Origin of the sequence: Leptospira kemamanensis (assembly GCF_004769665.1) — a bacterium.
Taxonomy (GTDB): Bacteria; Spirochaetota; Leptospiria; order Leptospirales; family Leptospiraceae; genus Leptospira_A; species Leptospira_A kemamanensis.
This window is the reverse complement of the sequence record NZ_RQGG01000015.1, coordinates 37,731-63,356: the sequence shown is the minus strand read 5'-3', so window position 1 is coordinate 63,356 and position 25,626 is coordinate 37,731. Positions and strand designations below refer to the sequence as shown.

At 39.2% G+C, this 25,626-nt stretch carries 25 protein-coding genes; 8 read left to right on the top strand and 17 right to left on the bottom strand.

From position 1 onward, the window contains the following. The first annotated feature begins 808 nt into the window (after positions 1 to 808). From EHQ59_RS06785 to EHQ59_RS06760, 6 genes are all read left to right on the top strand, one after another. The gene (locus EHQ59_RS06785; protein WP_135618600.1) at positions 809 to 1,420 is read left to right on the top strand and encodes a helix-turn-helix domain-containing protein; all 612 of its coding nucleotides are present in this window, start codon (positions 809 to 811) and stop codon (positions 1,418 to 1,420) included. A gap of 221 nt (positions 1,421 to 1,641) precedes the next feature. Continuing rightward, a complete protein-coding gene (locus tag EHQ59_RS06780) occupies positions 1,642 to 3,018 on the top strand; it encodes a rhodanese (RefSeq protein WP_135618598.1) in 1,377 nt (458 codons plus the stop codon). A gap of 80 nt (positions 3,019 to 3,098) precedes the next feature. Next, entirely contained in the window at positions 3,099 to 3,464 is a 366-nt protein-coding gene (locus tag EHQ59_RS06775) for a hypothetical protein (protein WP_135618596.1), read from the top strand. Continuing rightward, positions 3,461 to 4,417, top strand: coding sequence for a hypothetical protein (locus tag EHQ59_RS06770; protein ID WP_135618594.1), 957 nt, complete (start codon positions 3,461 to 3,463; stop codon positions 4,415 to 4,417). The genes EHQ59_RS06775 and EHQ59_RS06770 overlap by 4 nt, the downstream gene beginning before the upstream one ends. Before the next feature lie 9 nt (positions 4,418 to 4,426). Continuing rightward, a complete protein-coding gene (locus tag EHQ59_RS06765; RefSeq protein ID WP_135618592.1) occupies positions 4,427 to 5,875 on the top strand; it encodes a rhodanese in 1,449 nt (482 codons plus the stop codon). Between the two features lie 25 nt (positions 5,876 to 5,900). Continuing rightward, on the top strand, positions 5,901 to 7,127 hold the full coding sequence (locus tag EHQ59_RS06760; RefSeq protein WP_135618590.1) for a multiheme c-type cytochrome: 1,227 nt from the start codon (positions 5,901 to 5,903) through the stop codon (positions 7,125 to 7,127). Here EHQ59_RS06760 and EHQ59_RS06755 read toward each other — a convergent pair. The 11 genes from EHQ59_RS06755 to EHQ59_RS06705 all read right to left on the bottom strand — a co-directional run bounded on the left by EHQ59_RS06755 (position 7,087) and on the right by EHQ59_RS06705 (position 19,077). Beyond that, complete coding sequence (locus EHQ59_RS06755) at positions 7,087 to 8,259, bottom strand: trans-sulfuration enzyme family protein (protein WP_135618588.1); 1,173 nt, start codon at positions 8,257 to 8,259, stop codon at positions 7,087 to 7,089. The genes EHQ59_RS06760 and EHQ59_RS06755 overlap by 41 nt on opposite strands. A gap of 96 nt (positions 8,260 to 8,355) precedes the next feature. Next, positions 8,356 to 9,027 (bottom strand): ABC transporter ATP-binding protein, encoded by a 672-nt coding sequence (locus EHQ59_RS06750; protein ID WP_135618586.1) that lies wholly within the window; start codon positions 9,025 to 9,027, stop codon positions 8,356 to 8,358. Continuing rightward, positions 9,024 to 10,277, bottom strand: a complete 1,254-nt coding sequence (locus tag EHQ59_RS06745) for an ABC transporter permease (protein WP_135618584.1) — start codon at positions 10,275 to 10,277, stop codon at positions 9,024 to 9,026. The genes EHQ59_RS06750 and EHQ59_RS06745 overlap by 4 nt, the downstream gene beginning before the upstream one ends. Beyond that, a complete protein-coding gene (locus tag EHQ59_RS06740; RefSeq protein ID WP_135618582.1) occupies positions 10,278 to 11,048 on the bottom strand; it encodes an efflux RND transporter periplasmic adaptor subunit in 771 nt (256 codons plus the stop codon). It abuts the gene before it with no gap. A gap of 53 nt (positions 11,049 to 11,101) precedes the next feature. Beyond that, the gene (gene mtaB / locus EHQ59_RS06735) at positions 11,102 to 12,391 is read right to left on the bottom strand and encodes a tRNA (N(6)-L-threonylcarbamoyladenosine(37)-C(2))-methylthiotransferase MtaB (RefSeq protein WP_135618580.1); all 1,290 of its coding nucleotides are present in this window, start codon (positions 12,389 to 12,391) and stop codon (positions 11,102 to 11,104) included. After that, positions 12,388 to 13,167, bottom strand: coding sequence for a tetratricopeptide repeat protein (locus EHQ59_RS06730; RefSeq protein ID WP_135618578.1), 780 nt, complete (start codon positions 13,165 to 13,167; stop codon positions 12,388 to 12,390). Before EHQ59_RS06730 ends, mtaB begins: the two co-directional genes overlap by 4 nt. Then, a complete protein-coding gene (locus EHQ59_RS06725) occupies positions 13,164 to 13,598 on the bottom strand; it encodes a hypothetical protein (protein ID WP_135618576.1) in 435 nt (144 codons plus the stop codon). Before EHQ59_RS06725 ends, EHQ59_RS06730 begins: the two co-directional genes overlap by 4 nt. A gap of 25 nt (positions 13,599 to 13,623) precedes the next feature. Further along, entirely contained in the window at positions 13,624 to 16,179 is a 2,556-nt protein-coding gene (locus EHQ59_RS06720) for an ATP-dependent Clp protease ATP-binding subunit (RefSeq protein ID WP_135618574.1), read from the bottom strand. A 60-nt stretch (positions 16,180 to 16,239) separates the two neighbouring features. Then, a complete protein-coding gene (locus EHQ59_RS06715) occupies positions 16,240 to 16,902 on the bottom strand; it encodes an ATP--guanido phosphotransferase (RefSeq protein WP_341867140.1) in 663 nt (220 codons plus the stop codon). A 131-nt stretch (positions 16,903 to 17,033) separates the two neighbouring features. After that, on the bottom strand, positions 17,034 to 17,732 hold the full coding sequence (locus EHQ59_RS06710) for an ABC transporter ATP-binding protein (protein ID WP_135618570.1): 699 nt from the start codon (positions 17,730 to 17,732) through the stop codon (positions 17,034 to 17,036). After that, entirely contained in the window at positions 17,725 to 19,077 is a 1,353-nt protein-coding gene (locus EHQ59_RS06705) for an ABC transporter permease (RefSeq protein WP_208652330.1), read from the bottom strand. Before EHQ59_RS06705 ends, EHQ59_RS06710 begins: the two co-directional genes overlap by 8 nt. Before the next feature lie 60 nt (positions 19,078 to 19,137). Here EHQ59_RS06705 and EHQ59_RS06700 point away from each other — a divergent pair, with 60 nt between their 5' ends. Then, complete coding sequence (locus tag EHQ59_RS06700) at positions 19,138 to 20,124, top strand: hypothetical protein (protein ID WP_135618568.1); 987 nt, start codon at positions 19,138 to 19,140, stop codon at positions 20,122 to 20,124. Between the two features lie 6 nt (positions 20,125 to 20,130). Beyond that, positions 20,131 to 21,150, top strand: a complete 1,020-nt coding sequence (locus EHQ59_RS06695; RefSeq protein ID WP_135618566.1) for an LIC_10230 family protein — start codon at positions 20,131 to 20,133, stop codon at positions 21,148 to 21,150. A gap of 101 nt (positions 21,151 to 21,251) precedes the next feature. Here EHQ59_RS06695 and EHQ59_RS06690 read toward each other — a convergent pair whose 3' ends face one another. Genes EHQ59_RS06690 through acpP form a run of 6 tightly spaced genes read right to left on the bottom strand, consistent with a single transcriptional unit; the run spans position 21,252 to position 25,429 of the window. Continuing rightward, the gene (locus EHQ59_RS06690) at positions 21,252 to 21,992 is read right to left on the bottom strand and encodes a toxin-antitoxin system YwqK family antitoxin (RefSeq protein WP_135618564.1); all 741 of its coding nucleotides are present in this window, start codon (positions 21,990 to 21,992) and stop codon (positions 21,252 to 21,254) included. Continuing rightward, positions 21,967 to 22,863 carry a mechanosensitive ion channel family protein gene (locus EHQ59_RS06685; RefSeq protein WP_135618562.1) on the bottom strand — a complete coding sequence of 299 codons (897 nt, stop codon included), beginning with the start codon at positions 22,861 to 22,863 and terminating at the stop codon, positions 21,967 to 21,969. The genes EHQ59_RS06690 and EHQ59_RS06685 overlap by 26 nt, the downstream gene beginning before the upstream one ends. Further along, entirely contained in the window at positions 22,856 to 23,956 is a 1,101-nt protein-coding gene (gene aroB / locus EHQ59_RS06680) for a 3-dehydroquinate synthase (RefSeq protein ID WP_135618560.1), read from the bottom strand. The genes EHQ59_RS06685 and aroB overlap by 8 nt, the downstream gene beginning before the upstream one ends. Continuing rightward, positions 23,953 to 24,417, bottom strand: a complete 465-nt coding sequence (locus EHQ59_RS06675; RefSeq protein ID WP_135618558.1) for an NUDIX domain-containing protein — start codon at positions 24,415 to 24,417, stop codon at positions 23,953 to 23,955. The genes aroB and EHQ59_RS06675 overlap by 4 nt, the downstream gene beginning before the upstream one ends. Continuing rightward, positions 24,414 to 25,142 carry a ribonuclease III gene (rnc, locus tag EHQ59_RS06670; protein ID WP_135618556.1) on the bottom strand — a complete coding sequence of 243 codons (729 nt, stop codon included), beginning with the start codon at positions 25,140 to 25,142 and terminating at the stop codon, positions 24,414 to 24,416. Before rnc ends, EHQ59_RS06675 begins: the two co-directional genes overlap by 4 nt. Before the next feature lie 53 nt (positions 25,143 to 25,195). Beyond that, positions 25,196 to 25,429, bottom strand: a complete 234-nt coding sequence (gene acpP, locus EHQ59_RS06665) for an acyl carrier protein (RefSeq protein ID WP_002974954.1) — start codon at positions 25,427 to 25,429, stop codon at positions 25,196 to 25,198. Positions 25,430 to 25,626 lie beyond the last annotated feature (197 nt).

Genomic DNA, 25,626 nt, shown 5'->3' with positions numbered 1-25,626 from the left:
GTATATATCAATTTACACTTTGAAATTCTAATCATTTCTTTTTTTTGGATGTTTCTATTTTTCTTAAAACAAAAATATCTCAGACTTAGTGGATTGATTTTTGGTTTTTTAGTACATATCAAATTGATCTCAGTAATTTATGGAATTTTATTTTTCCAGCAGATTCGATTTCCAAATAATAATCGAAACGATTCCCATTGGTTTCCAATCCTCATTTCTTTTCTCTTTGGTTTCTTGTTTTTTTATCTTATTTATTTATATTCTTTTCCACTAACACGGGACTTTGGAATGACTACCTTACACAAATTTGGTGATTCCTTCACATTTAATCAATTTTTTGAACCAATTTGGAGATTGTTTTTTTCGATCAACATTCGAAGTTTCCCATTTTTTCTACAATTTTTAGTATTATTTGTATATCTCTACTTCCTTCTACCGAATCGAAATCGAAACAAAATTTATTTTACTTATCTAAGGAATTTACATTTTTATTTTTACTTCGGTTATTTTACTCTTACCTCTTTGCCAGTCATCAATCCTTGGTACTTTTTGATTTTGGTACCACTGATATTGATAACGAGAACCAAGTCGATACTTCCCTGGATTCTCGTTTCGGTATTGCAGTTTTCTTACTTAACAAACGTTAGATTGAATTTGCCATTTCGGTTTTACTATGAAATCTCGGACCCAATTCTTTTCCTCCAAGCCCTAATTTCCATTTTTTGTATCCTCTTCTATTTTTGCCAAATATTCATTTTACTTTACAAAATATCCAATATATCGAACATGACTTCCAAGGGATAGGACTATGGAAGGACAAAACGAGGAAAATGGAAACCCAAGAGAATTGGAGCAGAATGTCGATGAAGTTCTCACAGTCGTTTTAGGAGAAACTTTAAAACAAAGACGCCTGGAACTTGGTTATTCCATGGAAAAACTCTCTCAACTATCATCCGTCAGTCGAGGAATGCTCGGTTTGATTGAGTCAGGAAAAACCACACCAAGCATTGGTATTTTATGGAAACTATCCAAAACATTGAGACTTCCGATTGCGGAAATGATCCCTGATTTATTTTCTCAATCTCCCCGTTTTCTCTCATTGAATGAGGGGAAAGTATGGTCATCATCAAAAAATGCAATAAAATCAAGGGTTTTATACCAAGAAGAACGGGAAAGATTAAATCTAGTAGAATGGAATTTAGAACAAGGAAAACTAAATCAGTTCCAACACCTTCCGCAGGCACAAGATATTAAAATTTACCAAGTCTTGGGAACGTCAAAAGTGAAATTGAAACAAAAAACATATCAGCTCGAAGTTGGTGAATGTGTTTTTTTTCCCATCTCCGAACTAGAATTCATTGTGAATGAATCTGATCACCCATCTAAGTTTTTATGGATCTCATCCAAAAAATTCAGGTAGTTCCTTCTTTCCTTCAAGTTCCCAAGACCTAAGCAGAATTCTAGTCAAACCAACTGGAGATTCCTCCAAGATATTATACGCTATTACAGAGTTTAAATCTGTTATATCGAATATAAGCTTTCTGCACAAGCGGTCGTTTTCAACCATTACTTTACCAACTCCCTCTTCTCTGGTGCAAACCCCTACAGAGAGAGGTTTGGAATTCAAAGTAAGGATTTTATATGAAAACCAATCTCTACCAACAATTGATTGCATTACTCACCGCGGGGTTTCTCGGAGCCTGTGGTGGAAACAATCAAAATGAAAACAACAGAAACTTATTACTCGCGGCCTTGGCTCTGTCCAATGGAATCAAAGTCAATTCCGCCGTCGAACTTGCAAAAGAGTCTAACGACGATTATAACCTAAATGAATATGGTCTTATCACCCCACAAACATTAGGAAAATGGGTGAACAATTGGTCTGCCACTAAACCAAGTGGAATCAATGGGAAATTGGTAATCTTACAAAATGGTCCAAGTCCTACAGATCTTAGAGGTGATATCGCTGGAGATCAAAGATACATTTCCGGGAATGGGAACGATGTGGTCGTATATTCATTCACTTTTTCTGACGGAGCAAATGCGTTAGACGGCGGAGATGGATTTAGCCAAAAACGAAATAGTGGTCTCAGTGATACAATATCGATTATCGCCAATGGCCAAAAAGTAGATGCGATTTTAAATCGATTTGGGATTGATCCAGTAAATGACCTAGTGGTTTTTGTTTCCGCTGCCAACGCTGCGAGTCATGTCCAAGGAACTTTACGTGGGTTTTATTCGTTTCGTTATTGGGGTTTCGATCATAAAAACTTAGCCTTTGTCAATGGAACATTACCACGACTTGTGACGACTGATGGGAATTTTGTTCCATTCAGCGATACAACAAACACTCCTCCCAATTTAAACAATCGTTATTCGGTGAAAAGCCTTCGCGTTGATAACACAATCTTAATGTTACCAGTAGAAGATGTAATCAAAGCAGTAAAAGATCCAAACAATGTCAACATTGCGGGTCTTACTTCTAGTGTATTCGTATCGGATGCTAGATCTTCCTCAGGAAATAGTAATGAATACAATGGAGTCATTCGTAGTACTACTTCGGAAGTGTCTGGCAAATATGTAGGTTTTGAAGGAAGGATCAAAGGTGCAAAGGATGTTCCTTGGACTGGACTTTTGGATATGGAATATCGCTTTAAATCAAAATCTGAACTCAAAGCTTATTATGATGCGCGCGGTTATCAAATTGGACAAACAGCAATCCAATTATGCCGAACCAATAACCGATCACAAGTGACTGGGTTTTCTTACATTGCCATCCTCGGATACCCTTCCACTTATTATGATGGAAGTTGGATTGAATGGGGAAGTTTGACTGGTGGTGGACCTGCACCAAAATTACCACCTGACTCTCCTTATCGGACAGACCTTCCTGAGTTATCTGATGTCATTACTTATAATGTGGCAGGGGATGTGGATTCTAATTTACCAACGAATCTTAATACCTTTGCATCCACTTCACGTAAGATCATCGAAGAAGATAAAGCATACAAACGTTGATGAGTAAAAATCAAAGAGTAAGATTCGTTTCTTACTCTTTGATAGATTCAATTTAAAGAAATCAATACTGGGAAAATATTATGAAAATTTTGATTCTATTATTATTAGTAAATTTGTTTTTTACAAATATCATATTAGCATCTGGTGGAATTAGTGGAGGGGGAATCGCCAATATTCCACAAGGCCAAGATCGAGAAAAATACCATCTAGGCAAAGCTATCTTTAATCAAGAAATTAGTTTAGAGAAACAAACAAATTCAAATCTAAATGACCAAGAAGAAAGGTTAGAATACCTCCAAGGGAGTTTACCAAACACAGAAAAACGTAGGGTAAACTTACCTGAATTATCAGGCAAACTCACTGAAGAACAATTACAAGCATTGGAATACTTTATCCAAGTCCGATTCAACATTAAGTTACCGGAAAAAAAGAAGGATAAAGAATGAAGACATCGATTCCATTATTCAGATTATCCTTATTCTTTTTTTTGATTTCTGTATCGAATATATATTCTCAACAAGCTTGGGCACCTTACGAACGACAGCTTTGGGTACGACCAGTTTTGATACATTCAGAGTATGACGGTGCATTTCTTGCAGGACAAAAGGCAAAGTATGATGATAACATAAGGATCACCGTAGCCAATCTTGCATTAGAATACGGAATCACAGATCGCCTAACTGCTGATTTAACAATTGGATTTGGAAAATTAGGAAGGCACAGAATCTTCAATCGTTATTTCGGCTTACAACAAACACCCGAGGTTCCAGACAAATATGGATTTATGGACACAAGAGTAGGGTTACGATATAAACTAGTTGATGAGTTTGACTCCAAATATCGTTGGATGCCAACCATTTCCTTACGAGTGGGAGGAATCAAACGAGGAGATTATGATCGCAATCCTCAATCCTTAGGGGATGGAGCAAGTGGAGGCGAAGTCAATTTGTATTTAGCAAAAGATATTGGAGTATGGGGTATCGGTGGTCTCGGTGAAGTGGCTTATCGCAAACGAGAGAACCCAGTGCCAGATGATATCCTTTATTACTCTGCTTTATACAAACGATTCTTTGAATCTCTGTTTATAACCATTGGAATGCGAGGTCAAATTGGACAAGGCGGGTATGCATATGCAGATCCAAGACAACAACCTCCTTGGAACTTAGTTCGCTACCCACAACCATCAATTTACGGAATCAATCCATATGATGTTTATGTTCAAAATGAACGACCTGCTTGGGGAAGAAAAGAAGTCTTTCACAACGCAGAAATTGGATTTAGTTACGCGGATAGTTTTGGTAACTTCTACACTTTGTTTTATTCGGAAACCATAGCTGGTTACAATACCGCCAAACTAAAGACAGTCGGTTTTGCTGTCACTTTACCTTATAATTTATAAGAGGATCCTATGAAAGTTAAACAGTATTTTATATTTTTTCAGATTCTAGTCACCTTCTTTGGTTGCAAAGGGCTACCTGAGTATGTATTTTTACCTCAAAGTCTTAAGCTTGACTTAACTCCATTTTTATTCAGAAATTACTCACCAGCAGAACTGGCTACTTTGTCTAATGCAGACTACAATCTAAACGAAAGTGGACTCATCTCTGGAACAAAACTATCAAGGTATTTGTCGAATTGGAACACTAACAAACCTAATTATGTTTTTGGTAATTTAATCGTTTTCCAAATCCAAACTTCAGGCTCAAGTGGAAGGTATGTATTTTTTGATGGCAAACAGTCCTTTGCCTATCCAGTTGCAAATTTAAATGATTTGTTATCAGAAACAAGGGATGATGGTGTTTTGGCATCCGATGGAATTGTTGGCAAAGGGAAAAAAATCTCCGATTTCTTTGCAATTTATGGAATTGACCCAGCGATCGACTATGTTGTGTTCGCGGGAGACACATCAAACTTAGCTAATTTAACATCGGCCACGTTTGCCTACTATTCCTTACTCTACTGGGGATTCCCAAAGGAAAGACTTGCTGTCTTAAATGGATCGATCGCTGATCTAACGTCTGCCAACACTTTGTTTACGACTTCTTCTTACAATTACGCAAATAGCAATCGTGCTGGGACCACAAAAACATTATTTCGGGATCACACTTCTTTACACCTTACCATTGGAGACCTCATCCATTCTCTCAAAAATGGAAATAGTAGTTTGGAAGGCGTAGATCCACTTCCAATAGAAGGTTTTTATCTCATTGATGGAAGACCGAGTGCTGCATATTTAGGAACAACAAACTCAACTGCCTCTGGTGCTAAGTATTCGAACTGTACGACCAAAACAAATTCCAGTTTTGTATCAAATACTTGTGTTTCCACCTATGAAGGAAGGGTGAAATCTGCTTCCAATTTAATTCCAACAGATCTTTATGATGGAACCAGTTTTCAATTCAGGGCATTTTCACAATTAACAACCCTTTTAAATAACACTGGTTATTCTGATCAAAAGTTAATTTATTTATATGGAGAAGAAGGGATACGAACATCCATTGTTTGGTTTGTCCTCCACCAAATCCTTGGAAAACCCACCAGATTCTATGAAGCGGGTTGGAAACAATTTGGAGCCTTAGGACTCAGGTCACCTACTTCAGGTTCCAGTCCCAGTGCCATCACACAACCTGCTTCGTATTGGAGAACTGATATCTCCCAATTGGCTGACGCCATCACATCCAATGCGGACGCAAACGTTCCCAATTACCAACTCGATTTGTCGCGGCAATTCATCAAATCTTCCAATAAGATTCGAGAAGAAGATAAATCCTTTTTAAGGGGAAGTTCCTCGGGCTCTGGATCTGGTGGTGGTAGTGGCGGGCTGTCTGGAGGTGGAGGAAATGCTTGTGGTGGTTGATCCCTAGAAAATAACATTCAAAGAAATGAAGTTTCTTATTTTACAACTGTCGGTATTGGTTTGTGTTTCTATCAATTTCTTCAGTTGTAAAGAGAATTCATTTCTGGATGAACATTGGAAACATCCCTTACCTCTGTTAAATGATTCAAACCAAGGCATACAATTTCAACTTTCCTCTTTTGAATCCAATTTTGATCCAAAACAATGTGCCACTTGCCATGAAACTCAATGGAGAGGATGGAAAAATAGCTTTCATTCCAAGTCGATTGGGAGTGGACTTGTTTGGCAAAAGGAAATCTTAGATGCGAATGAATTTAATAATTGTTTGGATTGTCACTCTCCCTTACCCGAAACCAAAGCAGAAGTCTCCGAATCTTTTCGAACAAAAGAAATACTAATATCACAAAAGAATCATTTCCCTGAAGGGATTACCAATCCCTCGATTCAATGTGCTAGTTGCCATATCCGAAATCAGATCTGGTATGGACCTCCACCACGAAATTCTGTCTTCAAAGAAACAGAAAACAATCATCTACCACATAACGGATTTCAGTCGAAGTCAGAATTTGAGGCTTCTGGTTTTTGTAAATCATGCCATGAAAGCCCGGAAAAAGGGACTCTCTTGAATGGAAAACGTTTGATGGAGGTATACAAGGAATGGGAAGAGTCTTCCTATGCAAAACAAGGGGTTCAATGCCAAAATTGTCATATGCCAAACAGAGAACATTCTTGGAAAGGAATCCATGACAAAGAATTTGTTCGTAGTGCAGTAGAACCGAAATGGGAACTGAATAGAATCAAAAATGATACCATTCATATCCATGCGGAATTAAAAAGCATCCATGTAGGTCATAAATTTCCAACCTATCTAATTCCTAAAATTACCTTACGCTTTTTTGCCATCGACACTAGTGGGAAACGGAATTTGATCGAAGAATCGATCATTGGGAGACTTGTGGACACAAAACTCACACATGAATACTATGATACGAGAATTTCACCAAACGAAAATCATACGGTAAACTTCGAATTTCATCTAAATGGAGAAAACATAAAATCTATTGTATGGGAAACGGAAGTGAATCCAGATGAACACTATGTTCGCAGTTTTGAAGAAAGTTTAGAAATCAGAAGTGATCATTTATCAGAAAAAACGAAAAATCAATTAGAACTATCTCTTTCCGAAAAAAGAGATAGTCGATATATTTTGTTTACTTTGAGTTTGCCAATGCCTGCTTCACTTCGGCAATGATATCATCAATGTGTTCTAGTCCTACAGACACTCGGATGAGTCCAGGTTTGATTCCAACAGCCAACCGTTCCTCTTCTGTAAGTTTGGAGTGTGTGGTGGTTGTGGGATGGGTCACAGTCGTTCTTGTATCACCCAAATTAGCAGTTAAAGAAAACCATTGGAGTGCATCTAAGAATTTTTTAGCCCTTTCTACTCCTCCTTTGATGACAAAAGAAACGATGCCTCCACCAGATCTCATTTGTTTTTTGGCGATCGCATAACCAGGGTCATTTGGCAAAAAAGGATACCTAACTAACTCCACATCACTTGACTCTTGTAAAAAAGTAGCAAGTTTCATTGCATTTTCTGCATGGCGATCCATACGAACTGCCAATGTTTCCAAACTTTTGGATATAATCCAAGCATTCATTGGCGAAAGGGAAGGGCCTGTGTTTCTTGCCATATACCGAATCGGTTGGATGAGTTCTTTTTTCCCTAAAATCACACCCGCAATGGTTCGTCCTTGTCCATCCAAATATTTAGTTGCTGAGTGGATCACAATATCCGCACCAAAATCAGCTGGTCTTTGAATGTATGGTGAACAAAAACAATTATCAACAATAAGGATCACTTTTTTCTTTTTGCATAAAGATGCGACCCATTCCAAATCCACAATATCAAGTCCTGGATTCGAAGGTGTTTCAATATAAAGGATCTTTGTATTCTCCTTAATAGCGGCTTCCCAAACCTCTTGTTTATCGATGTCCACATAAGTTGTTGTCACACCAAACCGCGGTAAGATGTTCGCAAAAATTTGGTGAGTGGAACCAAAGATGGCTCTTGCCGAAACAATATGATCTCCAGATTTTACAAGTCCAAAGATGGAAGTAAACACTGCAGACATTCCTGAGGCAGTGGCGATTCCATCTTCTGTATGTTCCAATGCACATAATTTTTGGATGAGTTCAGTTGTGTTGGGATTAGAAAACCTTGTGTATTGGTTTCCTGTTACCTCTTCTGCAAAAAGGGCCCTTGCATGTTCGGCATCATCAAACACAAAGCTGGAAGTTAAAAATAAGGGGGTGGAATGTTCTTTTTCCCCTGTGCGTTTGGTTTGGATGCGGATGGCGTCGGTTTCAAAATGTTCAAACATGTCTTCTACCAAACTGGGTGAAGAGCATACGAATTCATCATTTTTTTTGGAAAATATCTGCTATAGAATCGAAATTAGACTGCTATAGCAGATATTTCAGGAAATTTCAGCGATTTTTCCATCCACCATGTGGATCCGTTGTTGTGCAATGCCCGCATAATCAGGGTCATGCGTCACAAATAGGATTGTGGTTCCATCTTCTTTGTTGATACGTTTGAAGATATCCATCACCTTGTCTCCGTTAGCTGTATCTAAATTGCCAGTTGGCTCATCAGCAAACAAAAACTTGGGTTTTTGAACAAGTGCACGTGCAATGGCAACTCTTTGGCCTTCCCCACCTGACATTTGGCTTGGAAACTTATCTTTACAGTGAGAAACTGAAAAACTTTCCATCAGATGTAATGCATACTCTTCTACTCGTTTTTGATTCCCTGTTTTGCGAGCGGGCATTGTGATATTTTCCAAACCTGTTAGTTCAGGTAATAAGTAGTGAAATTGAAAAACAAACCCTATCGAAAGATTCCTCAATTCATGAATCGCTTTGCTATCCATTTCGGATAAGGATTTACCACTGAGTCTGACCTCTCCACTGGTTGGATTGTCAAGGCCACTTACAATGTACAGAAGAGTCGATTTACCTGAACCTGACTTCCCAGTGAGTGCAACAAAATCACCTTCTTTGATTTTTAATGAGACATCCTGTAAAACTACTTGCGGTGGTTCTCCAAACGATTTAAAAATATTGTCTGCTTCAATTCCTAAATTCATGTAGCACCTCGAATGATGTCAACTGGTGACAAACGACTTGCCATACGTGCTGGAATAAAACTAGCAATCGATGCACTGAGAACCGCAATGGAGAACCCTTTCACATAAATCATTACATCCCAAGAAATCATCATGGTTTTCATAAGTGCTTTTGAGTTTTGTTTAGGATCTCCAATGGGAATACCATCTATATAATAACATCCAAGTATCCCTACAAAAATTCCAATGATGGCTCCTAAGGTTCCTAAAAATAAACCCTGAAAAATAAACAACTGAATTGTGTCTTTCTCATCAAAACCAATGGATCGCAAAATGGCAACTTCCTTCTTTTTTTGGTTCACTACCATGTTGAGTATATTATAAATTCCAAATGCAACGACAAGAATGATGGTAAATGTAGTTGAGTTTCGCACGATGTCTTGGGTTCGGAATACTTGTAAGATACTAGCATTCACTTCGTCCCAACTTTCCACCTTGTCTTTACTGAAGTAACGCCAATCTTCTGCAATGGATGCGGCTTCGCGAATGTCTTTGATTTTAACAATGATCTGCGAAATTTCCCCACTGGACTTCGTTATACTTTGAACCGTGGAAAGAGAAGAATATACCGTCACCTCATCTACCAAACGATTTCCTGTGCTTAAAATACCAACAATTTTGATCGGGATCAGATCTGTTCCAGGAATATACACAAAAATCGTATCGTCTATTTTGGCACCGAGTTTATTGAGAACTCCCTCTCCCGCAATCGCAAGCGAAGTTCCACGTGAAAGATCACCTAGTTTCCCTTCCACAATGTAATCACTGAGATTGGTCACTTTAGGTTGGATATTCGGATCCACACCCACAAACCTTGCCGGAGCAGTTGATTTTCCATTCACAAAAATCACTTCTTTGGTGAGTTGTGGTGCATAGGATATCACCCGATGATCGTTCGACAATTTATCCATCCACCCAAGAACATTCGTTAAACGTGAATTATCGGTTCTACCGGAAGGAGGAGAAAGCCATCGAACTTCTTTTCCTTGAAAGAATACATCATCAAACGTACGTTCCGTGATGAGCTCATCTTTTGGCGAAATTTTAATTTGCCCATCCGAATTCACAAGTTGGTCAGTAATGACGGCCTGGAACCCGAGCATAATTCCAGAAAATACAATATAACCAGCAGTCCCAAGAATAATCCCAATTAAGGTTAAAATGGATTGTTGGGGTCTCGATAAAATTTGGCGGATCGCAAGAAATAACATTTAATTTTTTACGAGAACCTCATCCCCTTCGAGTAAATCCCCTTGGATGAGTTCACCAAACTCTGCATTGATGGCACCAATACGAACTTCGATTTTTTCTTTTTTCCCATTTCTATATCGTGTGAGTTTGCCTCGTTCTACAGCCACAAGTGGAACAAGAATCACATTGTCTTTCGAGGAAACTTCGATGGCAACATCCGTTGTCATATCTGGTAAAATTCCTTGGGGAAGTTCACTTGGTTCAATTCTCACGAGAAACTGGCCGTTCGATGGATAAATACGTTCCACTTCCCCTTTATAAACATTTCCTCTGATGGATTCAAAACTGAGTTGGGCATGTTGGCCTGGTTTTACACGTAGTGCAGACTCTTGGTCGAGGGATACGGATATAAAGACTTCCTTTAAATTTTGGATTTCCAAAATGGGAAGCCCAGGCATAGCCGTTTCATTTTTGGCAATGCTTAGTTTGGTAACAGTGCCTGTGAATGGGGAACGGAAGGTAATTCCAGAATCATTGACAAGGAGTGAATCTCCTTTTTTCACAGATTGACCTTCTTCCACAAAGATCTCGCGAACCGATGCTGCGATTCCAAATTTCAAAATGAAACTATCTACAGGTTTTACAGTGCCAAGGGCATACACAGCCTCCACTAACGAACCTTTTTTGATGACAAGAAGATTGGATTTAGAACCTCGAAAGAAATATACAAGGACCAAGATTAGAATGATACCAATTAAGGATACGAACCCGTAGAGTTTTTTACGATTCATGATGAACCTATCATGATCACTTCTCTGGTTTTGGAAATCTTTTTTCTTAAGTATTAACGAGCAAAGGTAAAGAGGAATTCTCCTTCTTTGTCTTTGGCGGGGAAATATTCTTCACACCTAACATCGACAAATTGACCTTTTTGTAAGGTATCAATCGGGAACGTTTCGGGAAGGCGTCCTTTTAAATAATGATCCGTCACAAGTCTTCCATCATTTTCCAAAATCGCTTCAAAGGTTTTCCCTATTGCTGTTTTTGCATAAGTTTCGTGTAATTTAGAACTGAGTGCCATAAGATCCAAGACACGGCGTTTTTTTTCATCCCCAGGAATGGGATCCCCTAAAGCTTCGGCAGTGGTTCCTTTTCTTACTGAATAAGGGAAAACATGTAATTTAGCAAAACCAAGCTCAATTAACAATTGTTTGGTTTCTTGACATTCGACTTCTGTTTCAGATGGAAAGCCGACAATCACATCTGTTCCTAAAAATAAATTAGGGAGTTTTGATTTCGCAAGTTCGATTCGCGTACGAAACGCATCTGGATGGTAGGTCCGTCTCATATCTTTTAAAATTTTACGACTGCCACTTTGGATGGGAACATGTAAAAATTTACAAAACCTAGGGTGTTGCATAAGATCCAGCAAACCAGATCCCACGTCGGGTGGTTCAATCGAAGACAAACGGATCCGTGAGTATTCTAATACTTTTAAGATGTCTTCCACTAAATTCAGGAAACCTTTGTCTCCATTTTCCAAACGATACCAACCCAAATTAACGCCCGTTAACTGGATTTCACCAACGCCATTGTCTTGTAAGTATTTGACTTGGTCGATAATATCCCCGTAGTTTCGGCTGACCCCAAGTCCCCTTGCTGCAGGTATCTTGCAATAAGAACACTTTCGATTACAACCATCTTGGATTTTTAAATACGCTCTGGTATGTCCTTCTGGTAATACATCTGAATAAGAAAAACGATCTAAGTTTTGTGGTTGTGAATAGGTCTTCCCTTCCCAGTCCGCTAAGATTTGGTAAGGCAGGCTACTTTTTTCGGTATTCCCAAAAACTCCAAAGACACCAGGGATATTTTGTAATACCTCTTTGTCTGTCTCCGCATAACAGCCAGTCACATAGACTTTTGCACCAGGATTTGTGCGAATGGCATTGCGGATGATATTTCTGTTTTTAACATCAGCTTTGTTGGTAACCGTACAAGTATTGACAACGATGTACTCTGCGTTTTCATCCGCTGTTGCAAGGGTAAACCCTTTGTCTTTTAGGACAGTGTACATTCCATCTGTCTCAAAAAAATTGAGACGGCAACCGAGTGTATGGAACTTAATTTTCACAGCGCTGCGAGTGAAGTGATCCTTTTGGAATTTTCTTTGATGGTGTTACTTTCTCCATTTAGAGAAGATGCTTTTTCAATACAGGTTTTGGCTTCTTCCAAATAAGAATTGGCCATACTTTTTTTGCCCAATTTTTTATTGGTTCTGTAGAGTGATTCTTGAACGAGTGCTAGGTTATTCCAAATTTCAGCAGAGTTTTGGTTGATGCTCGATGCCCATCGCAAACTCATATCAGCTTTATCATAATTTTTTAATTGGTAATAAATTTTCCCTTCTAACTCAAGCATACGAACATCACTCGGACTTCCTGCTTTTGCTTTTTCAATTTGGGAAAGAGCCGTTTTAGATGCACCTTTTTCAGAGAGGGCCAAGGCATAATAATATCGAATCTCAGGATTTTGCGGGTACATCGGAATGGCTTTTTCCGCTAACTCAATTGCGGGTTTCCATTTTTTGTGACGAGTTAAGATAGCAAGACTTCCTTGTAGAAGGTCTTCATCATCAGGTTTACGTTTTCTTGCTTCCAACATGTTTTTGTAGGAATTGTCAAAATCGTTTAACTTATCATAGTTGTAAGCAAGTAAGGCATAAAATTCGTAAGAGGACTTACCATCAACGAGTAGGCTTTTTACTAGTTCGATTGATTTTGCATAATTTTTGATTTTGAATTCATCTACCGCTTGGAAATACGCAGAACCAACTTGTTCTTTCTCTTGCGCATACAATGAGGATACAAGTAGACAAATAACGGCAGTGATGAGAGACAAATGTTTCATAATAAATCCGAGGGAACCGTAATGGAGTTCAAATTGACCGTATCGATCCGAGAATGGTATGGCTCAATAGGGTCCAGGTATAGGAAAACGCTTCCCCCCTTGGAAAGCAAGTAATGTTCGATATGTTCTTCCGTAATGATTTCCAAATCCCCGACATAGAGAATTGGATTTTCCCCAGGGCCTAAATGTAGGTGGAATTCTTCGGTAGGCAAAAAATCGGATAAACCCAGGTAACCCGATCCAAAATACAAACCGGATTGGAAGTAGTATTTGTAGTGAACTTTGACTTCGGGAAGGATTAGGTTCGGACGGATGTACCCAAGTTCGATTCGTTCAATGGTCCCAACTGTGCGAATTTTACGAAGTTGGAACCAAATTTTACGGATGAAAAAGTAGGAAAATAGGAAGACGAGGGGAATGAGTATTGCCATTTCCGTTCGCCTTCCCCATCACTCTCTAAACGAGAGCTAGATCTTTTTCCTCAGTGTTTGGAGAAGATCCGTCATCTTTTTTCGGGACTTCTTTGTAGTCAGACCAAGGAGTTTCGGAATACACAAGTTTTCCTTCTGCCAAATCTACCAAAATTTTGGTAGGATTGTCATAAACCCCTTTCAATGACTGCACTGCCATATAATCTTCCAACTCTCTTTGGAACACTCTTCTCAGAGGACGAGCACCATAGTTTTGGTCGTATCCAATGGTAGCAAAATGTTCTTTTGCTCCTTGAGTGAGTTCCACTAGAACTTTTTTCTCCGTCAAACGTTTGTTAAAATCTTTTAACATGATATCGACAATGCTAACGATTTCTTCTTTTTTGAGAGGAGCAAAGTATACAACTTCATCTACACGGTTGAGAAACTCAGGATTGAAGTGTTTTTTCAATTGTTCTCTTGCTTGTTCTGCTTTGTAAGATTCTCTTTCTTCAGCAAAATCTTCAAAACCTAAACGTCCCCCTTTGGAAATCTCCTTAGCGGCAATATTGGATGTCATGATGATAATGGTATCTCTGAAGTTGACCTTACGACCTTTGGTGTCTGTTAAATTCCCTTCTTCCATAATTTGGAGTAGGATATTAAACAAATCATGGTGCGCTTTTTCAATTTCGTCGAGTAACACCAAACTATATGGTTTTCTTCTCACAAATTCTGTAAGTTGCCCACCATCATCATACCCTACATATCCAGGAGGAGCTCCAATGAGTCTGGAAACTGCATGAGGTTCCATGTATTCAGACATATCAATGCGAAGCATATTGTCTTCAGAACCAAACAACTGCTCTGCGAGTGCCTTCGCAAGTTCTGTTTTTCCCACACCTGTTGGTCCAAGGAAAATAAAAGATCCTGTAGGGCGTTTTTCACTTTTCAGACCGGTGCGAGAACGTCTGACAGCACGTGCCACTTTTTCGATAGCTTCCGTTTGCCCAACAATACGAGATTTAATTTCTTCTTCCATATTGAGGAGTTTCGTGTTTTCGGACTGTTCCATTTTTTTCAAAGGAATTCCTGTCCATAAACTAACCACTGAAAGGATGTCTTCTTCTTCGATCGATACAGCATACCCTTCCATACGTTCTTGCCATTGTTTGGTTTTTTCTTCCAATTGGCCTTTTTTGCGATTCACTTCATCGCGAACAGCCGCTGCTTTTTCATACTCTTGGCTACGTACTAAATCTTCTTTTTTGACAGAAAGAGCTTTGATTTCTTCTTCAATCTCTTTGATTTCATTTGGTCGTTGGCAATTGGCAAGACGTGCTTTTGCCCCTGCTTCATCAATGATGTCAATTGCCTTGTCTGGTAAAAAACGATCATTGATATATCGGTGAGATAATTTCACAGCTTGTTCGATGGCTTTTTCCGAATAACGCACCTTATGGTGGGATTCGTATGCTTTTTTCAAACCATCTAAAATGAGAACCGCATCGTCTACAGAAGGTTCAAGCACCTTCACCATTTGGAATCGTCTTTCCAAAGCAGAATCTTTTTCGATGTACTTACGGTATTCGTTATTGGTAGTTGCACCAATACATTGTAGTTCCCCACGTGCGAGTGCTGGTTTAAGAATGTTAGCAGCATCCACTGCTCCTTCTGCTGCCCCTGCTCCAATGAGAGTGTGTAACTCATCAATGAAGATGATGATGTTTTGTGAAGTTACGATCTCTTTCATGATTTTTTTCAATCGTTCTTCAAACTCACCACGGTATTTGGTACCTGCAATGAGGCTTGCCAAATCCAATGATAACACTCGTTTGTCGAAAAGGAGATCCGGTACTAACTTTTCTATGACTGCTTGTGCAAGTCCTTCTACGATAGCTGTTTTACCAACACCCGATTCCCCTACGAGAACTGGGTTGTTTTTGGTTTTACGAGATAAAATCTGAATGACTCGTTCGATCTCTTTGGACCTTCCAATGACTGGATCCAATTTTTTTTCACGAGCGAGTTGTGTGAGGTCGCGCGCAAATTCATCTAGGATCGGAGTTTTACTTTTTTCTTGTCTTGGAGTGGCGCTTTGCGTTTGGCCTTGTCCTGTGGTTTGTGAACCAGTTGATCCAGCACTTCCGACAGAACCAGACGGTGGAGCTCCGAGTAGGCGTAAAATTTCCGATTTGATGACATTATAGTTCACACTGAAGGAAGATAAAGATCCACCAGCGATATTATTATTATCACGAAGTAATGCGAGTAAGATGTGTTCGGTTCCCACATAGTTGTGTTTGAGGCGTTTTGCCTCTTCTTTGGAAACTTCGATCATTTTTTGGTACTTGTCTTGCCCTTGGCTGACATCGAGTAACAAAGCACCCGAACCCTCACGAGTACGTTTCTCCACTTCTTTTCGGAGTTCGTTTAAATTGATATTTAGATTCGTTAGAATCTTAATCGCGACAGAGTCCTCCTCCCGGAGAAGCCCAAGTAAAATGTGTTCAGGACCGATAAAATCGGAACCCAAACGTTTTGCCTCATCTTGGGCGATTTCGTTGATGACTCTTTTTGCTCTTTTGGTGAATTCCAACATGCCGCACCCTGCCTTTAGTAATTAGACGAACGTCCTTGTTCCCATCATGACCGTACTGGGTCAAAGGGAGCCTCGTAAACCAAGAATTTTGTAAAACTGACGTTTTTGGACCGCGAATGCGTTCTTCCACGAGATTTTTACGACAAGTCCACGGAAATTTCCCAGGGACTCTCTTCTATGATCGGTGGAAGGAGCAAATTCTATACCAAATTCAGAAAGTTTCTCGAAAAGTGAAAAGAATCGGGGATCGATACCCGTTTTCATCCCAAGAAGGAAAGAATCCCTCCTTCCTTTTCCCAAATTCGTAGGACAAGAGGAAAGAAACCCAATATCCTTTGCGTAGGCCCAAAGTTTTCGCTTGGTAACAAAACGAAGTAGAGAACGTTTTTCCTTCGTGAGTTTCGTTTTGCCCATTTCGTTTCGTTTCCGATACGCACCAAAATCTAAATCCAAAGTTTGGTAGATTTCCAAACGAAGGTGGTCTTCCGAACCTAAATACAAACGGTACATTGGGTCTAAACCCATTTCTCGTAGGAAAAAAATATTTTTTTCCTCTTTTAAAAAATGCAACACCCCATTTTCAGCTAACATCTGTTTTACTTCTTTTTCCTTTGGTTCATAATAGGGAAAAAGGGTATGAGAAAGGTTTCTTGTGATCCGAGTTCGGACAGATAAAACACGGAGCTTGGATGGATTTGTTTGTAGGATCTCTTCGATTTCCAAAAGGAGTGACGTCGGAATCCAATTCCTACGTGGGCTTTTTGGATAGGGAAATTGTGAGACGCAGTGTTCACATCCAAATTTACCTGAGATGCAAAATTGGGACTCTGTTGTCCCACAAATCCGACAATGCATTACGGGCTAACGGGTGATAGTTTACCAGAAACAATACGATTTCGTTTATGAGCCATTGATGCAAGTTCTAAGTCATGTGTCACAAGGATGAGAGAAAACTTAAACTCATTTTGTAAGTCTTTGATGAGATCCATGAGATGTCTTGAGTTATCACGGTCGAGGTTTCCCGTGGGTTCATCGGCAAGGATGAGTTGCCTTCTTCCCACAAGGGCACGCGCCACTCCCACCCGAGCACTTTCTCCCCCTGAGAGTTGGGAAGGAAAACTTTCGGTTCGTTCCCCGAGGCCAACTTTTTTTAAGATCTCAATGGCTTCGGCTTTTGCTTGTGATGGATTCATCCTCGCAATGAGAAGAGGCATCATCACATTTTCTAAGGCAGTAAAATCAGGAAGTAGTAAATGTTGTTGGAAGATAAAGGAAATTTTTTCCGCACGAAAACTTTCTCTTTGTTTTTCGTTTAGGTTTTTGAGGGAGACTCCACAAACTTCCACCTCACCGTCGTCAAACGAATCCATGGCGCCTAGGATATTGAGGAGTGTGGATTTTCCAACACCGGATGCCCCTTCTACCGAAACGATTTCCCCAGGTAACACTTCAAAGTCGAGACCAGAAATGATATGGTATCGTTTGTCCACAACTTGGTAATACTTTTCTAATTTGCGAACAGAAACTGTTGGTTTGATTTCAGAATTAGTCATTGCGAATGGTATCCACTGGGTTAAGATTAGCGGCCATACGTGCAGGGAAATACCCAGCAAGGCCTGAGAGAATGGTAGCGGCAGTTGTCACCATAAAGATAAACGAAATATCAATGTCCACTGGGATGTGATCAAAGTAATAAATGTCTTTCGGAACCAGTTCCACAGGATCCCAATCTCCAGGATTTAGGAGACTTCCCACACCATTGATGATTTCTGAAATCGCATTGATGATGACTTCTAACTTCGTGGCGATAAAAATCCCCGTCATCCCACCTACAAGCGAAGATAATATTCCAACGATCATCGCATTCAATGTAAAGATCAGTAAGATATCGTTCGAGGCAAGGCCAAGGGCCTTTAAGGTTCCAATGGATCTACGTTTGGCACGAATGAGAGAGTGGACCGTTGCTACCATCCCAAGGGCCGCAAGCACGATGAAGAGAAAGACAATGATGGAGATGATGGTTTTTTCCAAACGAAGGGCTGCAAGGAAGTTCTCTTGTTCTTCTGCAATGGTTCGAACAGACCAAGAAGTATCATCTTGGATTTTTTGGTTCCAATTTTCTTCGTTTAACCGAGATAAGATTCTATGTTTAGTGAGTTTTAAGTCATCCAATGAACGAACCTTGATGGCAATTTGGTTCACAGCACCTTTCATCTTAAAAAACTCTTGGGCTTGCGGGAGTGATAAAAAAACAAACTTCGAATCGTAGTTATAGTATCCAGTTTTAAAAAGTCCTACCAAACGAAAGGATTGTACATTCACTTGTACACCTCGTTCGACAGTGAACCTCCCCCCAGGCACGGCCATGGTGATCTCACGCCCAATCCCATACCCATAAATCGCACTCATTTCCTTTCCTACCACGACCATTTTTTTGGTATTGATATCTGGGATTTCGTCTCGGTTGTATTGCAAAATGCGAGGGAAGTTGGGAAGCCCATTTTCTACCAATTTTTCAATGGAGTCAATGGGAACAGCTCGGATCATAATCGGGTTAAAATTATTATTACTTTGGATGAGACCGTGGCTTGTGATATTTCCTTCCACAGACACAAAGGATTCCGCAAGTTTTGGATCCGATTTTAGGTGAGCAATGACTGTTTCATAATCATAAATGGCCCCCGACCCGTACGAATTTTCAATCGTGATGTGTGGACCACCTTGCCAAAGGGATTCCTTCACTTGTTTTTGGAATCCATTAAAAATGGACAAAACGACAACAAGAAGCCCCACTCCCACTGCCATCACAATGAACGATAGTCTGGATTTAATGGAGAGGAATCCCAAAACGCGGGACCCTCGGATGTAACGGATTGTGATTAAAGAGACGATTCCCATGATGACCTAATCTTTTTGACAGCTTTCTTTGAAAGATGGATACTGTCAAAAAAGAACCTTATGCCCGAAACACCAAACTATTATTCTGTCAAAGTCAATCTTCGAGACGAAGCCAATATGGTGTACACCATGGTTTGTGCCATCATAGACCCGGTTGAAATCAAATCGGTAAAATATGAAGGCGTTTCGTGTACAAGTCCTCTCTCCCTTTTGCCGGTTCGATCCACCTTCCAAGACTTCTACAACCGAATGCAGAGGGTGATTTACAAAGGGGAACAACAAAAAAACATCACCAAGTCCTTACAAGAACTCATCAAAACCAAATTTGGTTCGGAAAGTTTTTTAGAAGAGATCCTCCACTACATGGATCACAATCTTACAGACCGATTGGACTTTGTGTTCAGCGAGATTCACAAACGAACCGCTGGCAATTCAGAGCCAAAGGTGGAAATCCACTTTGAACTCATTGATCCAAACGATATGACAAAAACCACTGTGGATGAAGAGGAGATTGCCAAAAAAGAAGGACCTCTCGTGACTCCAGTGCCACAAGCTTCGGGGTTTCTCATCCCTGCTGACAAACAAATTGTACAGTTTAAATTCCAACTCTCTCCTGTGAACGGTGTGCCTCTCGTCGAACTGAAAGCAGGTGACAATGTGTATGTGCGTTTGGTGCCTGGGGATTCGATCACTGATTCCATCATCAACACTTTGGAACTCAAAGAAGAGTCGGGTGCAATCAAACAGATTCCTGCCAAAATTGTGAACATTTCGAATAACAAAAATTTTTCGGAAGTAGTGATCAAAATCAACGAACAAATTTATGGAAAAATCATCGAAGAAGAAAACTCAGTGAAAATCAAAACCACTGATACAAGCCAAGGGGCAGCCAATATTATGAACTCAGTGGCATCTCCTACAGCGAAAATGACGAAAGCTAAACAAAATCCAAATTTAGCTGCTGATGAAAGTTTCCATTTACTGCCTTATATCATTATGCTTGTGGTACTCGCCATTGGAATGATGACGATATTTGTAATTCTCTAACACATGATGACCCAATTCAAAAAAAAATTACCAATCCTATCTCCTCTCTTCATTGCCCTTGTGATTTTCCACTCTCTCTTTGTGGATTACTCGGTGCAGTTTCCAGATTTTATTTCATCCGACTCTTCCGAACCGAGTAGAGAAATGATGAAACCCAAAGTGATTCAGGAATCTGGGCTTGTGGGAAAAATCTCTTATTTAGAATCCTTTTTAGCCGAACTGGAATCGAAAGAACTTCCGATTGATACAGACTTAGAAGACACAAAAGATAGCGTCAAACGGGCGCTCATCGGACAAAAACTTTTTTTAGGACTTGTTTTATTTTATCTCTTTCTTACTTTTTCTGCTTCAATTACCTATGCGTTCCGAGCTTGGTTTCATAAATCCATCGCACATGTTTTATATCCAGTCTCTTTGGTAGTTTTGTTACCTAAACTTTTTTTCCAACTCAACTTAATGGCCCAAGAGGATGTTTTATCCTATTTTTATTTTGTTTTTTTAGTGTTTACGTATGTAATTACCATCTGGGCTTATCGCCTCATCATCAAAGACAAAGAAAGTTTTGAAGGATTTCAAGCCTTACAATTTTCATCTTCCTTAGAAGAAGAAGGCCGTTCTCCGAGTAATACCAAAACAGGAACCTACTTTGCTCCGATTTTTCACGTGCTTGTGATTATACTGATTGGTATCCTGATTGGAAACCTAGTGTACATTCCCATCTTTTTATTACAAAAACACTATGTGAGTGAGTTTAGTTATTTTATTTTCTTTCTCATTGCACTTCTGTCTGTTTTTTATATCTTCAATTACAATAAAGTGGGTGGGGAAAAGGAAAACAATAAATGGCAAAACCTCGCCGTAAGTTTTGCATATTTACAATATCGTTTCTTAAGAAATGGGTTTTTATCGATCTTTAGCACCATTCTCATCGTTTTGTTTGTTACATTTTTATTTAGTTTATTACTCTTTAACATTGATCTCATCCAACACAACTTAGGGTTGTTTGGCAAAACATCTGAGTTCTAATACTGATAGTTGATTGTATCTAATAGAAGTCAAGTTAGGGAAAGGCATATTCGAAATCATCGAAATCCAATCTCTGATTTGATCTCAGTTGCAGAGATTCACTATTGACAAACTGCAGGTTGATTCTTTCTCATCACACACCAAACTGATCCATTCGGATAGTACGTGTTACGCGAAAGAAGCTCCCCTGATTCAGAATACAATTCGGAAGCTTCTTTTACACCAGTTGGATAATAATAAAACCATTCGCCGATTTTTTTATCTTCCAAATAACTTCCTTTCTCTTCTACTTTGGTATCGGGATAATAGCGAACCCAATCTCCTGTCCGAAGTCCACCATCAAAAAATCCTTTTTCATTCAAACGACCATTGCGGAAGTATCGAAAGTAAGCTCCGTTTTCATTTCCTAATTCTGCGGTAAGGATCCAAAGTTGTTTTTTACGATAACCTGCTTTGTAATTTTGTTCGATGTAAAGTTTGCCATCTGAGAAATAAAATTTCCAAAGTCCATCTCTCTCGCCATTGACCATCTTACCTTCCATAATGGTAATGCCATCCAGATAGTTTAACTTTTTACCAACTCCATCGGATAATCCCATTTGATTTACTGGAAATAGAGTGACTAGGTTTCCATTTTCATACCATTCACGAAAAAAACCTTCACTCGTTTGTTGGTAGTGATTTGTTTTTTTATCATACTTTGCATCTTTTGGAACTGATTGTGGTCTTTCCACAGAACCTTTACAAGGTCCAAATACAATTCCAGACAATACAACAAACAATAATAAACCGATAATAATCCAAATGGAATTGTCTTTAGTGGGTGTGGATGTAGATGTCATTTTCTTCTTTGAACTTTGTTAAAATTTCTTTTGAGATTAAAATACGATTCAGACGTTTGGATCGAATGGGTGTGAGATACCGTAAACACAACAAAATTATTCCTTCTGGTTCCAAGGAAGTATAAACGATCGGAGTGGTTTTTCCAAGTCTCACGAGATAGTTTTTTGACATTTCCCGAATTTTCGATTCCACAAGTTCTGGTGCGAGCACCAGTTCTTCATGTAAAATCTGAGAACAGATTTTTTCTGCTTTTTCCCAATTGGATTTTAAATCCAAAAAAATTCGAAATTCATCCCAAACAAAATCCATGGTTTCAGAAACGATAAAAAATCGATGTAACACAATGTTGTAATTTGGGAAATGGATGAGTCTGTTTGTGGATTGTTCAAATCTTGGATCTTGTGCAATTTCGAGTAAGGTAAACTTAAAAAACCCAATATTGACAACATCTCCCTTGATGTTATCAATTTCGATTCGATCCCCTACTTTAAATCCGTTGGCTCCCATAATCATAAACCAACCCACCATATTGAGCCACACTTCTTTCAGTGAGATCACAATCCCGGCACCAGCAAGTCCAAGCACAGTCGGTAGTAAAGACAAACTAGAAAAAATCACAGGAAGGTAAGCAATTCCAAAAACGAGTAAAAAACCCATCCTTGCCACTTTCCTACGATTGTATTCGTGAACCGAATCTAACGCAGGTTTGATTCTTTCCACAAGGAACATTGTGATTTTATAACAAATCACAGCAAAGATCACCATATACGCAAAAAGTATCAAAGTCTCCGCGAAGTCCCGATTATGACTTCGCAGGATTGTCAACGGATTGAGATCGAGGTAAAATTCTTTAATACTTCCACTACCCATGAAGCTTCATTCCTTTATGGCGTTTCAAAATATCTAAGATCATTTTTCTTTCAACAGGAACACCGAATTTGGGTTTTCCAAAATCTTCCAATAGGACATATTTTAAGGTATTTCCATCTTTCTTTTTGTCATGTTCCATATGTTGCAAAACAAGTTCCGGTTTTTCTTCTAAAACGGTTGGTAACTCCAACTGGTTCATCATAGAAATTGCTTTTTGAAAATTGGATTCTGAAAAACCTAAAATCTCTTTGGACAATAGTAATGCTGTGACAAGTCCCACAGACACTGCTTCTCCATGAGAATACTTTTTATAAGATGTGAGAGATTCAATGGCATGACCAGTTGTATGCCCCAAATTGAGAACAGCACGTAAACCAGATTCTTTTTCGTCTTGAGATACAATCTGAGATTTCACACGCACGGACTCTTCGATCGCATAACGAACGATATCCGACTTCTCGGAAAAATCGGATCGTTTAGACTTGGATAGTGTTTCCAAAAAGGTTCCACCATCTAAAAAGGAGTGTTTCACCACTTCAGCGATCCCACAACTCCATTCTTTTTTGGGTAAAGTAGATAAAGTAAATAAAGGTGCAAAAACAAATTCTGGTTGGTAAAATGCTCCTACCATATTTTTACCAGAATCCACATTCACAGCCACCTTACCTCCAACAGACGAGTCAACGGATGCAAGTAAGGTTGTTGGAACTTGTACAAATCGTACCCCTCTTTGATAAGTGGCAGCAACAAATCCAGTGAAATCGCCTACAACACCACCACCGAACGCAATGATTACAGCATTACGATCAGCTTCTGCTTGGATGAGTTGGTGATATACCTTTTTCATGCGGTCGATGTGTTTGTTTTTTTCGCCCGCTTTCAGATAAATAAAATGGAAGGGTATGTTACTATTTTTTAATTCTTTTGTGATGTATTTTTCGTAAATCCCAGCAATTTCGCGATTTGTGAATACAAACACTTGGGATACTTTTTTTAAGTTCTTTAGTTTTTCAGAAAGACCAACAAAGTCTTCATGTAATTCGATCGGATAACGAAAATCGGATCCAACGATTTCTCTTTCTGATAACTTCATGGTTCATTCACCCATGGGCTAGAAATATATCTAGGTTTATTTGTGCTTTTAGAGCGAAAGTAATGTTTTATGTCTGGGCGTAAATCCATACCCAGAATCTCTTTTGGAGTAAAATACCCAAATCCAGAGATTGCCTTTTCTTTGGCATTCAGAACAGGTAAAAGTTCTTTCACTTTGGTTAAAAAAACAATTTGGATGAGGTGTCTTTTTTTATTGGGATCAATGGATTCGTTTAATAATAAAAATTCCGTAGAACTCACTTCGAGAGACAATTCTTCTTTTAATTCTCGTTTGAGAGCTTCTTCTCCTGATTCTCCAAATTCGATCCCACCACCAGGAAGTAACCAATAACCCGATTGTTTTTTCTGTTGTTGGACGAGTAAAATTTTTCCTTTGGAATCTTGGATGAGAGCTGCCACTCGGACTCGCATAGATTTGGATTTTAATAAAAAATCGATCATAGTAGTTTTAAAAATTGAAGAGCAGCTTTTGCTGCCATTTGTTCAGCTCTTCGTTTATTTTTTCCATCACCGCTCGTTTGAAAGTATTGTTCACAAGAGACAGAAACTAAAAATTCTTTCTCGTGATCAGGGCCTTCTTCTTTCAAAAGAACATACTCTGGTAATTTTTTCCATTTCTTTTGGCAAAATTCTTGTAAAATGGTTTTATAATCTTTTGTTTCTTCCGCGTTTTCAATCGCCTTTTCCATCTTCTGGAAGTGAGGAGTTAAAAAAATACGACAACTGTTTAATCCTTGGTCTAGATACAAGGCACCTAAAAAGGCTTCAAAACAATCTGCTTGTAAATTCAGGTTCACTTCTCCCTTTTCTTTTTCTCCTTTTCCTAGGAGTAAGAACTCAGGGAAGAGGTAGTGACGCGATAGTTTGGCAATGGCGGGGGCTGAAACCATTTTGCTCTTGAGCTTTGCGAGAATCCCTTCTTTGCCCTTAGGAAGCGATTTGTAAAGGTATTCAGCGGCCAAAATGCCAAGCACAGAGTCTCCTAAAAATTCCAATCGTTCATTGTCTGATAAATACCGATCCGAGTCTTCGTTGGCAAATGACCTATGAACAAAGGCTAGGTGAAGAAGTGAAATATCCTTAAAACTAGTATGGGTAAGAGTTTGTAATTCTTGGAGAGAGGAAATTCTTTCGGGAGAGAGTTTGATGCGAATGGAATGGGACAAGGGAAAAAGATCCGGGTTCCTCTATTCGGGGAACCCGGTTTTTGGATTGGGAATTACCCCTTAAGTTTATCGATGAATTTAATTACATCGCCTACGGTTTGGATTTTTTCTGCGTCTTCATCAGAAATTTCCACACCAAACTCTTCTTCAAGAGCCATCACTAGTTCAACTGTGTCAAGAGAGTCAGCACCAAGATCATTGATGAAGTGAGCTTCAGGTGTAACTTCTGATTCATCAACACCAAGTTGTTCTACGATGATTGACTTAATTTTTTCGAAATCTGCCATTTTATATCCTCCAGGCCACTGTGAACAGTGGGGCAAGTGTTAAATCGTTTTCCGCCAGGTATATATGTACGCCTAGCGTTTTTTTAAAATGAAATTGTCGGAATTTTTGGCAAGTCTAAATAGATTATTTTCCTCTTGAAACCTTTGCCATCATTCTAACATCACCTAACATAGATTATAACCGATAATCCACCGAG

Coding starts and splice junctions, on each gene's coding strand:
- EHQ59_RS06785 (WP_135618600.1), top strand. CDS start 809: ATGGAAGGACAAAACGAGGAAAATGGAAACCCAAGAGAATTGGAGCAG.
- EHQ59_RS06780 (WP_135618598.1), top strand. CDS start 1,642: ATGAAAACCAATCTCTACCAACAATTGATTGCATTACTCACCGCGGGG.
- EHQ59_RS06775 (WP_135618596.1), top strand. CDS start 3,099: ATGAAAATTTTGATTCTATTATTATTAGTAAATTTGTTTTTTACAAAT.
- EHQ59_RS06770 (WP_135618594.1), top strand. CDS start 3,461: ATGAAGACATCGATTCCATTATTCAGATTATCCTTATTCTTTTTTTTG.
- EHQ59_RS06765 (WP_135618592.1), top strand. CDS start 4,427: ATGAAAGTTAAACAGTATTTTATATTTTTTCAGATTCTAGTCACCTTC.
- EHQ59_RS06760 (WP_135618590.1), top strand. CDS start 5,901: ATGAAGTTTCTTATTTTACAACTGTCGGTATTGGTTTGTGTTTCTATC.
- EHQ59_RS06755 (WP_135618588.1), bottom strand. CDS start 8,259: ATGTTTGAACATTTTGAAACCGACGCCATCCGCATCCAAACCAAACGC.
- EHQ59_RS06750 (WP_135618586.1), bottom strand. CDS start 9,027: ATGAATTTAGGAATTGAAGCAGACAATATTTTTAAATCGTTTGGAGAA.
- EHQ59_RS06745 (WP_135618584.1), bottom strand. CDS start 10,277: ATGTTATTTCTTGCGATCCGCCAAATTTTATCGAGACCCCAACAATCC.
- EHQ59_RS06740 (WP_135618582.1), bottom strand. CDS start 11,048: ATGAATCGTAAAAAACTCTACGGGTTCGTATCCTTAATTGGTATCATT.
- EHQ59_RS06730 (WP_135618578.1), bottom strand. CDS start 13,167: ATGAAACATTTGTCTCTCATCACTGCCGTTATTTGTCTACTTGTATCC.
- EHQ59_RS06725 (WP_135618576.1), bottom strand. CDS start 13,598: ATGGCAATACTCATTCCCCTCGTCTTCCTATTTTCCTACTTTTTCATC.
- EHQ59_RS06720 (WP_135618574.1), bottom strand. CDS start 16,179: ATGTTGGAATTCACCAAAAGAGCAAAAAGAGTCATCAACGAAATCGCC.
- EHQ59_RS06710 (WP_135618570.1), bottom strand. CDS start 17,732: ATGACTAATTCTGAAATCAAACCAACAGTTTCTGTTCGCAAATTAGAA.
- EHQ59_RS06705 (WP_208652330.1), bottom strand. CDS start 19,077: ATGGGAATCGTCTCTTTAATCACAATCCGTTACATCCGAGGGTCCCGC.
- EHQ59_RS06700 (WP_135618568.1), top strand. CDS start 19,138: ATGCCCGAAACACCAAACTATTATTCTGTCAAAGTCAATCTTCGAGAC.
- EHQ59_RS06695 (WP_135618566.1), top strand. CDS start 20,131: ATGACCCAATTCAAAAAAAAATTACCAATCCTATCTCCTCTCTTCATT.
- EHQ59_RS06690 (WP_135618564.1), bottom strand. CDS start 21,992: ATGACATCTACATCCACACCCACTAAAGACAATTCCATTTGGATTATT.
- EHQ59_RS06685 (WP_135618562.1), bottom strand. CDS start 22,863: ATGGGTAGTGGAAGTATTAAAGAATTTTACCTCGATCTCAATCCGTTG.
- aroB (WP_135618560.1), bottom strand. CDS start 23,956: ATGAAGTTATCAGAAAGAGAAATCGTTGGATCCGATTTTCGTTATCCG.
- EHQ59_RS06675 (WP_135618558.1), bottom strand. CDS start 24,417: ATGATCGATTTTTTATTAAAATCCAAATCTATGCGAGTCCGAGTGGCA.
- acpP (WP_002974954.1), bottom strand. CDS start 25,429: ATGGCAGATTTCGAAAAAATTAAGTCAATCATCGTAGAACAACTTGGT.